At 42.4% G+C, this 10,000-nt stretch carries 6 protein-coding genes and 2 rRNA genes (1 of these 8 cut by a window edge); all 8 read right to left on the reverse strand.

Annotated elements, in window-relative coordinates; translation table 11 throughout:
• The coding region (locus HOD97_05560) for a hypothetical protein (protein MBT4281064.1) at nucleotides 1–418 on the reverse strand (418 nt) is incomplete at its 3' end.
• Entirely contained in the window at nucleotides 402–1,343 is a 942-nt protein-coding gene (locus tag HOD97_05565; protein ID MBT4281065.1) for a hypothetical protein, read from the reverse strand. The genes HOD97_05565 and HOD97_05560, both read right to left, overlap by 17 nt.
• A 91-nt stretch (nucleotides 1,344–1,434) precedes the next feature.
• Nucleotides 1,435–3,975, reverse strand: coding sequence for a CHASE2 domain-containing protein (locus HOD97_05570; GenBank protein ID MBT4281066.1), 2,541 nt, complete (start codon nucleotides 3,973–3,975; stop codon nucleotides 1,435–1,437).
• A gap of 2 nt (nucleotides 3,976–3,977) precedes the next feature.
• Nucleotides 3,978–6,695: a hypothetical protein gene (locus tag HOD97_05575; protein ID MBT4281067.1), complete on the reverse strand. Its 2,718-nt coding sequence runs from the start codon at nucleotides 6,693–6,695 to the stop codon at nucleotides 3,978–3,980.
• A 39-nt stretch (nucleotides 6,696–6,734) separates the two neighbouring features.
• Nucleotides 6,735–7,415 carry a FecR domain-containing protein gene (locus HOD97_05580; GenBank protein MBT4281068.1) on the reverse strand — a complete coding sequence of 227 codons (681 nt, stop codon included), beginning with the start codon at nucleotides 7,413–7,415 and terminating at the stop codon, nucleotides 6,735–6,737.
• Nucleotides 7,415–8,608 (reverse strand): hypothetical protein, encoded by a 1,194-nt coding sequence (locus HOD97_05585; protein ID MBT4281069.1) that lies wholly within the window; start codon nucleotides 8,606–8,608, stop codon nucleotides 7,415–7,417. The genes HOD97_05580 and HOD97_05585 overlap by 1 nt, the downstream gene beginning before the upstream one ends.
• A 124-nt stretch (nucleotides 8,609–8,732) precedes the next feature.
• Nucleotides 8,733–8,850: ribosomal RNA gene (gene rrf / locus HOD97_05590) — 5S ribosomal RNA — on the reverse strand.
• Nucleotides 8,851–8,892: 42 nt separating this feature from the next.
• Nucleotides 8,893–10,000: ribosomal RNA gene (locus HOD97_05595) — 23S ribosomal RNA — on the reverse strand; it runs 1,906 nt beyond the window's last position.

The following is a 10,000-nucleotide window of genomic DNA, read 5'->3' on the forward strand; positions in this document are numbered from 1 at the left end:
GAATCCCAAGTGAATCCAGACCATTTTCATCATACCAGACTTGATTATTTACTATGTCATACCCGTACCCATACTGTAATTCCCAAAGACCTGATTCGGAAAATTCTTCAATCGTTACACTGGTCGTTACAGTGTCCGACACCGTTCCATTAAATCCGAAATAAACCCATTTTTCTTGGGATCCGGAAGGGCCGGTGAACCGCATTTGAAAATAATTCAATCCGGAAATGTCATCCATGGCACCAAGACTCATGGTAATCGTCGCAGAACTGTCAGTTACATCTACTGTATCTGGTGAAGTAGAAAAATAGGTGACTTGGGGAGCAAGAGTGTCCTCTACCATTATTCGCGCATCTTCCTGGGCGAACCCAAAAGAAATTGCCAAAATAATAGTCAGGATTTTACCACACCGTAACATGGCCGTCTCCCGTTGCGTTAAGTGTAGTAGTATTGTTAATGTCTCTTAAGGTGGACTCATCTAAAATTTCGATCGTGGTATTTCCGCGTTCGCCGATGTGATCGAAAGTAAATTGTACAAGCGCACCCGACCCGTTGACGCCGGTAAAGTTTCCGCCGGCGATTCCGATGCTCAAATCAAATGTTCCGGCAAGAGAATCGTGCGTAATAAAAACGAAATCATTCAGATTATCCGCATGGCTTTGAAGAAGAAAATCGAGCGAATCATCCATCAAGGTATATTCCCGAATATGAAGCATGGATGGATCGTACTGAAGTTTGAGATTAATGCCCATTAAATCCACAGCATCCAATACGCGAACATGTGCGTAAAATGCTTCGGCGGAATCAATGTAGGTCTGCATCGGAGAAATCATTAATGCAGTACCTTCCATGGCATCTATCGAAAACGACCGCATGGGCCAGTTATATTCAAAAACACCAGTCGGGTATTTCATCCTAACTTCAAAGAGTTGGGGACCGTCCTCGAGCGGACCCAAGGTGAGTGAATGAATACCGGTAGAATTATCATACTGCCAATGCGTAAATGGCGAATACCATAAAGATTCTCCGGATTCCCACGTGGACCAATTTCTTCCGGTCAGGCGATAGGAATATTCAATTCGATCAGAAACGTTTGACGTGGATGAAGTGTCAATGTGATACACAGAATCTGCATGTTCCCAAGAAAATATAACAGTGTTCGATTGAACGATTTCACCTTCAGCCGGTCCAGAGAAAAGTAATGTTTCGGGATTGCGGAAGTCTGGGTGTTCCGGGTCAAAGAGATTATCGATATTCGTAAATAGATCACAAGAAGTGACAAGTAAGACGATTGCGAGTACACTCGGCTGCCAAATCGATGTATATGGTTTATGTATTTTCATGAACCGAACCCATAATATGAGTGGAAAATACGACGGAAAACACTAAAGCTATGTGACGAATATCACATGCTTTAATGGGATCACAAATATCCTACTTAGCGGTCAATTTCCAGACACCGTTCCAATCGGCGCCGGGTGGATTTTCTTTGAGATGATTGCATCGCATAATGTACATATGGCTCGGGCTCGTCGGTCGGGTCGGAAACATATCTTCCAGTTCCTTCGATTGTTCGAATTTTTTCAGTGCTTTATCCCACTCCTGCTTATTATAGAATGTCAGACCTTCCTCATACTTCTTTACAAGTTCCACATCATTTTCTTTAAGTTTTCCCTTTTCTGCCAATAATTCGTACACCTTTACTGGAACATTTTTTCCTTTTACTTGCACATAATCTAAATTCCGCCATTCGAACTGATCTTTTACTTTTTTGTAGGTGTTTTCTGCAACTTGGATGTACACGCCGTACTGCTTTGCCGATGCCTCCAATCGGGCGGCGATGTTAACCGTGTCGCCCATCATGGTGTAATTCATTCGCATGGCTGATCCCATATTCCCCGTAACCATGTCTCCGGAATTCAGTCCGACACGGTGATGCATATTGTGGACAATATCCGGCCAATCACCTTCAGATTCCCATTTTTTGCGAAGTTCTATCAGTTTTGTTTCCATATCTAAGGCCGTCATGCAGGCTTGGTATTCATGGTCATCCACCGGAACCGGTGCACCATAAAACGCAACGATTGCATCGCCGATATATTTATCAAGTGTTCCCTGCCGGTCTAATAGCACATTCGTCATTTCTGTAAGGTATTCATTCATCAAGGCGACCATACGTTCAGGCTCAAGGACTTCGGAAAAAGCGGAGAAACTTTGAATATCCGAGAAAAAGGCTGTGTGATATCCAGCATCGCCTCCAAGTTTTGGCTCCTGCTTTTCGGCATACATTTGATCAATGAGATCCGGAGAAATGTAAGCACCAAAAGTAGATTTTAAGAAGCGTTTGTCTTTTTGTTCAACAAGGAATTTATAAATAACGTTTCCCGTGTAAGTTATCAGAACAGCGGCTAGTGGCGCCACCAGAGGAAGAACAATACTCGTACCGGGTTTTGGAAGAGGAACGGTGAACCAGCTTGCATTATTTGCCACGAATCCTGTCGGAAAAATGGAAGACAATGAAAACTTGAGAAACCAAAACAAATCATCCGTAAACAATCCGCCCACAATTCCAAAATAAACAATTCCTTCCAATAAAATAAATACACCCGCAACAACCGGATTGAAAAATGATAACAGCACAAACGCAATTAGACAGAGTAGCCCAATCAGCCACGTATGGCTCATCGGATAATCGTAGTAAAACAGTCCTGTCAGCCTTCCACCGAGCACATTGAGGTAATTATTATCTAAGATTGTTTGGATTGCGTTGGCATGTGTTTCCATTCCCGGGGTAAGCTGTTGCACTCCCATATAATTATAAAACGGTGTATTCTTTACATCATGATGGACTTCTACAGCCGTGCCAATGACCACAATCTTGTTGTAAAACGGCGACTTTGTAATATCAAATTTCTCCCCGATACCCATCATATTCATCATCTCTTGTTTTTCTATGGGATCTTCAATAGCGGAAATATACTCCGGTACAACACCGGGGATGAACTGAGACATCCAGTCGATATCTTCCGTTGGATCTCGAAGCGTTACTTCTTCTGTATCAATAATGTAAGCGAGAGAATATCTTGGAAAAGTGCCCCATGATGGAAGCTGCTGAGAACCACGAAGACGATAGCCGGATGGAGGACCATAATAATTCACTAAAAATGTATTTCCATATCCGTACGTTTTTATGGTAATGTGACCGTAATTACAGGTGAGGTCATCTGCGTCAAATTTGGGAAGCGCTGAATCTGAAATCTCTAAAAATGATTTGACTGCTTTTACTCCAATCGTCAAATAATATTTGTCAGGTTCATGACTCATTTGGTCAAAAATACTGTATTGACGGGAGAACCCATCCTCATCCAACATATCGTTGATAATACCCGTCTCAGGATTCGCCGCCATGATAGGTCCCACAGGATAAGCAATGTATTGCGGTGGTTGGAGGTTTTGTTCGGTAACCATTTTAACCGGCATAATAACCTCTGTTCCAAATGCTTTTGCTTCAGAAATCGCCTCTCCAAGCATTATGTCACCGTGGCGCGGAATTAGCTGTTTCAAGTCTTCTGATTGGATATTGTCCGCAAACGTATGAAGGTATTCGGATTTCGTTTCGGGTGCGTCAAATTGGATATCAAAAACAATTACCTTGGCGCCGGCGCGGTAAAGATTTTTGATGGCCCGTCCCCAAATGGTTCCACGAGGATAAGGCCACGCTTCCGGTACAAGACGCCATGCTTCGTCATCCACCTCAATCAAAACCACGTCCGTGTCTCTCTTAATATATGTGGAATCCTTCGCAGTCCAACCTGTCAACGGCCCGCGGACACGGTGAAAACGATAGTCGTAGGATTTCATTTCGAGCACGTCGAAAAGTCCGAGCCAGTGAAAAACAGATATAAGCAAAATAGATGACGCAGTAATGACAATACCAACCCAGCGGTCTTTCAGTTCTTTTAGAATGAGATCCATCTTTAGAAATTATAGCGAAGTTTGAGAATAATTCCTGTAGTATTTACTTCCGTTTTATCACCGGTATTTGTCAACTGAAGTACACCGGAAATGATCGCAGTCATGCCCTCCACCACATCCCAATCCGCACCCCCTTTAATGGACATAATAGTAGAATTTGTCAGGCCTTTACTTGCAAGATAAGAAAATCCACCAGACACACGAAGCTTTTGATTCAAAAAACCATATTGTCCTGCCAAGCCTGCGGTTGTCCAAATATATTTGGCCTTCGATACGGTGCCATCCGTGTCTGTGAATGGTAGATACAATTCCGTCTTGCTGAAGGAAATATTGGATCGAAGTGGGGTGTAAAATTTAGAAGACAAATTCAAGGAAAGAGTTTCGGTATCTGTTTTCGGAAATAAATAATTTCCCGCACGTTCACTTTCAAGTTTATCGGTATTTTTGATTGTATTATAATTGATCACGATAAAATGGGTCATATTCAAAATTGTCAATGGTATATTTACAGATGTAAGCGTATTCACAGCACGCGAATCCTCTCGTAAATCCACGAGTTCTCCACCCACCGAATCCAGATTTGTTTTTTCATTATATTTCCCGATCGATTGAAAATTAACAACGTAGGATGGCGAATCTGCGCCGGGATTTAGTGACATATTCATACCTAAAGTCGTTGTATTTAATGGGTCAAGAGTTGCTTTTAATATTTCATTATCACGATATTTATAGAACCCGGTAATGAACATTTTATAATCCAGCAATGCCAAACGATTACTTAAAAGAAAATCTCTTACATTGCTCGAAAGATAGGGATTTCCTAAAGAAACATATTCCGGACCAACTTGTCTATATTCCAAAATAAAATTATTTTTTGCATAATGTCCTTTTACTTTAAAAGAAAACGCAGACGATGGCATATTCACAATAGTGGAAATTGGATTGGTCTCAAAAGTCGTCACATCAAACGGCACGAGCGGTGACATATTAGCATTCATAATAAAAAAGGATTTCCATGGAACCGGATCAAATACTTGACTGGTATCAATCGCAACAGAACCTGAAGTGGCATTGCCAAATTCATCGTACTGAACGCCAATTAGACCATCGAGGCTGTCGTCTAAAGCAGTATCCATTTCTGCTCGCGTCATTACACCATCCCAAATATCACGATTAAACAAACTCATATTCCAAGTAAAATCAATGGTGAGTTTTCGGTCATCTAAGGAAGTGCCCATATCAAACCCAAACACAAGATTGTCTTCCGGTGCCGCACCGCCCCAATGATCGGATTTAAAATCCACAACATTCCCAGCTGCATCAACGGTTGAAAAAAAATCATTATAAGAATAGGTGCCGGCTTCCAATCCAGTTGCAGAGGAATCCACCGTAAAAGAATAGTTGCCTAAAGCATGCCGGACGGAATTGATATCATCTCGCGCTTGTAAAACGTGCACTCCTGCATGCAGTCCATATTTGGGACCAACCGATAACTTTAATGCCGTCATGTTCCGCTGAAATGTGTACCCAACTCTATCTAAGGCATAGGTCGTTTTTCCCGTGGAATCTGTTGTGAGATCATAGGTCAAAAATTTATACGTATTGTCCACACCATCTTGATTTTGAACGATACGATTGAGTTCACCGCTTACATACTGAAAACGAACCCAAGGAATTTCTAGAGACACACCCGTTCCTCTAATCCGTCTTCCATCAATTAAAAATGGTGATAGACGCGGATTGAAATCTCCAAATTTCAACTGCACAAATTCACTCATTTTAAAACTTCCAGACATTCTATTTTGCGGCTGCTGGAATTCAGATTCTCGCGATGTTTGCCGAAATGATACTTTGAATTCTGCAAATGGAAGCGTGACAAATCCTTCTCCGGTTAATTCTTTAACATCGTAATTCACACCGGAAATTGACTCAAGCGACATTCGAGATCTAAGATTGCCACCATATTCAAATTCTTCCATCATGCTTTCCATACCACTCGTTACGGTAAATGACCAGGATAGTGGTTCGATTTCCATTCCATACGCCGTGCTCATGTGTAAATCTATCGTATGAAGCCCGTCCGTTAACGGGTTCGGCGTAAAACTAACAATTCCCGATTCAATAATGCTTGCCGATGTTTTGTCAACCCCATCTAGTTCAATCCGAATGCTCGAAGAATCAATTTGCGGCGCACTGAACAAAGAAACAGCAATGACAACATTTTCCGGTCGAACCAGTTCGGATGGTTCCGGTGATAAAATTAAAACATCCGGAGTCGCCAACATCGAATTAATCCCCTGGGATATTGCATTAAATTTTTTGAATTTATCTTCGCCGAATTCAATGAGTATTTTATGCGGATTTTCAAATGGGTTATTCTGTGGAGTTGCATAACTGGAACCATCTGATAAATTGACCACAATGCAATATTCAAAACCCTTTTCGGACAATCTTCCGCCGGGAATAATCGCTGTCCAATTTGGAGCGACAATATTCATGTTTATTTCGGAAAAAGATAACCCATTAGTTTCCCGAAAATATACAATCGCATTCGAGACGGGAATATCTGTAAAAAGTGTTACGGACAGTTCTAAATCTTCGCCAACTTTGCCCCGGTTGGGTGATTTATGATAAATCACTTGTGCCGATCCAATAGAAAGGCACATGGTAAGAAAAATTATTCTTATAATAGGTTTAAAAAGTGTGCGGTCAACAGCCATTTGCGTTATGATCGCTGCCGGTTAAACAGTCGGCGTAGCCTACTGATATTCTATAATAATGGTTTTCTCATTTCCGTCCGGTCCTTCGAGAATGATTTTCAAGAAAGAGGACCCGCCCGTTTCAGCATCATCCGGATATGTTGGAATGGTTGAGGGATCGGTGGGAGCAGAATTCAAAGAACCATCTTGATCAGAGAAACCGGTCAAGCCTTCAGTAATATCCACAGAAGCACCTGTTAGTAAATTGGTTAATTCAATAATTCCTTCAATACCAATAATCTGATCACCTGCATCAGGATCAGAAATAAAATCAAAAACGGTTCCTTTAACAGATGCCACAGATGTTGGCGATTTAACAACAAAAGCCCCTTTTTTCTGTTTGCCCACAGAAGCGCGTAAAGTTCCTTGACCTATATTAACTTCCTTAGAAATACTATTTACATCCCGTTTCCCAGATATAACTATTTCTGTATCCTCTTTTATTTTAAGAAGAGATTTATCATCAATATAAATTACAGCAGTAAATCCGTTACTGCCGGTTCGAACACGATCACCATCTTCTAAAATGACACCGGGCTTTAGCGCAGAAAAACCAGATTTTCCTCTTTCCATTTCTACAAGACCCTTAACTTTCGTTACAACCGCAATCTTAGCAGCCGCAGGAGAAAGGCTAACTCCAATCGTTATTAGCATTAATAAAGATAGAATTCTATTCTTCATCAGTCTTCAATATTTACGTTTATAACTGAAATATTTTGATTGATCACTTGGTTCAATAAATAGGTAATACTTGATTCATCTACCGATTGGTCATCAATGGTATAAACACCTTGCGGAGAATATCCATCTAACGCACTTCCAGGTCCGAACAAAGCATTAAACTGGTCATCACCGAGTGCTTGTCGTAATCCTTCTAAAACTGGGTGAAATGTAGCTGCTGAATTTGCCGTTCCGCCTGCTGGATCAGCCACTTTAAATGTATAAATATTTGAAATGAGTTCCTCCATTCCACCAGTCGTAGAAAGCGATTTTTTTACCTGCCAAACGTATAATTTTCCAAATCCTAAGGGACGAGCACCTGTAACAGGATACTGGTAACTGGAAAAGCTGCCGATATTTTCCCAGCCTAAAGATTGGCTAGCCGGCAAGGAAGTTTCACCCTCAATCGCTTCATCTATGGATGCGTGTTCAGAAGGATCGTATTCTGCTACCCGGATTAATGTCTCACACCCGTTACAACCTTGGCTTGACCAATTAAAGAAAGGGTAGGTTGTATAAACAATTGTTTGCGTAGTGTCTTCAATATTTCCACCGGGAGATTCCAATGTAATTGCTGTTGGTGTTTGGACAATAATCGTTTTTGAATCGTGTTCAACTAAAGATAATCCTAATTCATCAGCTCCTGCATAAATTTTGATTTCAAAAGTGTATTCCCCATCTGCTAGCTGACCGGTTGTCATAATGGAACTCATCATTGCATCAAATTCTTGTGGATCCAATAACTGAATAGGAGTCACTTCTAATGGAATAGTATTGGGCGGGGATGCTTGATCATAGAGAAAATCAGATGTGACCGTAAAATAGCGATTATCCAAAGCTAGGTCTGCCAGCAACTGCATCACATTAGATTCAAGTTCAACGATGGTAGTTGCAGAAGTCACCCCAAGGGAAGGAGATACCATAGAAGCTTTAAACCAAACTTTACAATAAACAGGATAGGTGTCAGATTGAATCAAATATCGAAATAATTGAATATCAGAAGACCCGGATTGAACATCAAAATTGCTCATATAATAGGTCACATATTCGAAGATTTGCCCGGTGACGGTAACATTTTGAGACCGTCCTTTTGTTGGGAAAACAATTATTCCAGCAACCATTAAGATGAATAGTATTTTCTTGAATCGCTTCATATCCTTTAAGTCCTCATTGGTAATTTAGGCGAATCTTACATACTGAAACAATGATTAATCGAAAATGGTGATTTACATCACACCCATAAATATAAATCCCCTCCGTAGAGGGGATTTTAAATATTCCCGGCAACGACCTACTCTCCCGCACTAGTCTCCCGTGCAGTACCATCGGCGCGGGCGGGCTTAACTTCCGAGTTCGGGATGGGATCGGGTGGTACCCCGCCGCTATAGTCACCAGGATAAATATTTTGGAAATTGACACCGAATTCAATAGGCAAAGAAAAATTTGATAAAGCCGTTCGGCTAATTAGTACCACTCGGCTAAATGCATTACTGCACGTACACCTGTGGCCTATCAACGTCGTAGTCTACAACGAGCCTTATTACCTTACGGTAGGGATATCTAATCTTAGGATAGGTTTCGCACTTATATGCTTTCAGCGCTTATCCTGACCGAACATAGCTACCCAGCGATGCCACTGATGTGACAACTGGTGCACCAGAGGTTCGTCCACACCGGTCCTCTCGTACTAGGTGCAGCTTCCTTCAAATATCCTACGCCCACGGCGGATAGAGACCGAACTGTCTCACGACGTTCTAAACCCAGCTCACGTACCACTTTAATGGGCGAACAGCCCAACCCTTGGAACCTTCTCCAGCTCCAGGATGTGATGAGCCGACATCGAGGTGCCAAACCTCCCCGTCGATGTGAACTCTTGGGGGAGATAAGCCTGTTATCCCCGGAGTACCTTTTATCCGATGAGTGATGGCCCTTCCATGCGGAACCACCAGATCACTAAGCCCTGCTTTCGCACCTGCTCGGTCCGTCGACCTCGCAGTCAAGCTCCCTTATGCCTTTGCACTCTACGCACGATTACCGACCGTGCTGAGGGAACCTTTGGGCTCCTCCGTTACCTTTTAGGAGGAGACCGCCCCAGTCAAACTACCCACCTAACACTGTTTCTCGCCCGGATTCACGGGTCGGGATTAGAATTCAAGCAATACAAGGGTGGTATTTCAAGGTTGGCTCCACCCGGACTAGCGTCCGAGTTTCAAAGCCTCCCACCTATCCTGCACATGCAGAACCAGAATCCAATGCTAAGTTATAGTAAAGGTTCACGGGGTCTTTTCGTCCTGCCGCGGGTAGCCGGCATCTTCACCGACACTTCAATTTCGCTGAGTTTCAAGTAGAGACAGTGCCCAAATCGTTACACCATTCGTGCAGGTCGGAACTTACCCGACAAGGAATTTCGCTACCTTAGGACCGTTATAGTTACGGCCGCCGTTTACTGGGGCTTCATTTCAAAGCTTCGTCCCGATAAATCGGGACTAACCTCTCCATTTAACCTTCCAGCACCGGGCAGGTGTCAGTCCATATATTTCGTCTTA

The organism is Candidatus Neomarinimicrobiota bacterium, assembly GCA_018651745.1.
Lineage (GTDB): Bacteria > Fidelibacterota > Marinisomatia > Marinisomatales > TCS55 > JAAZYX01.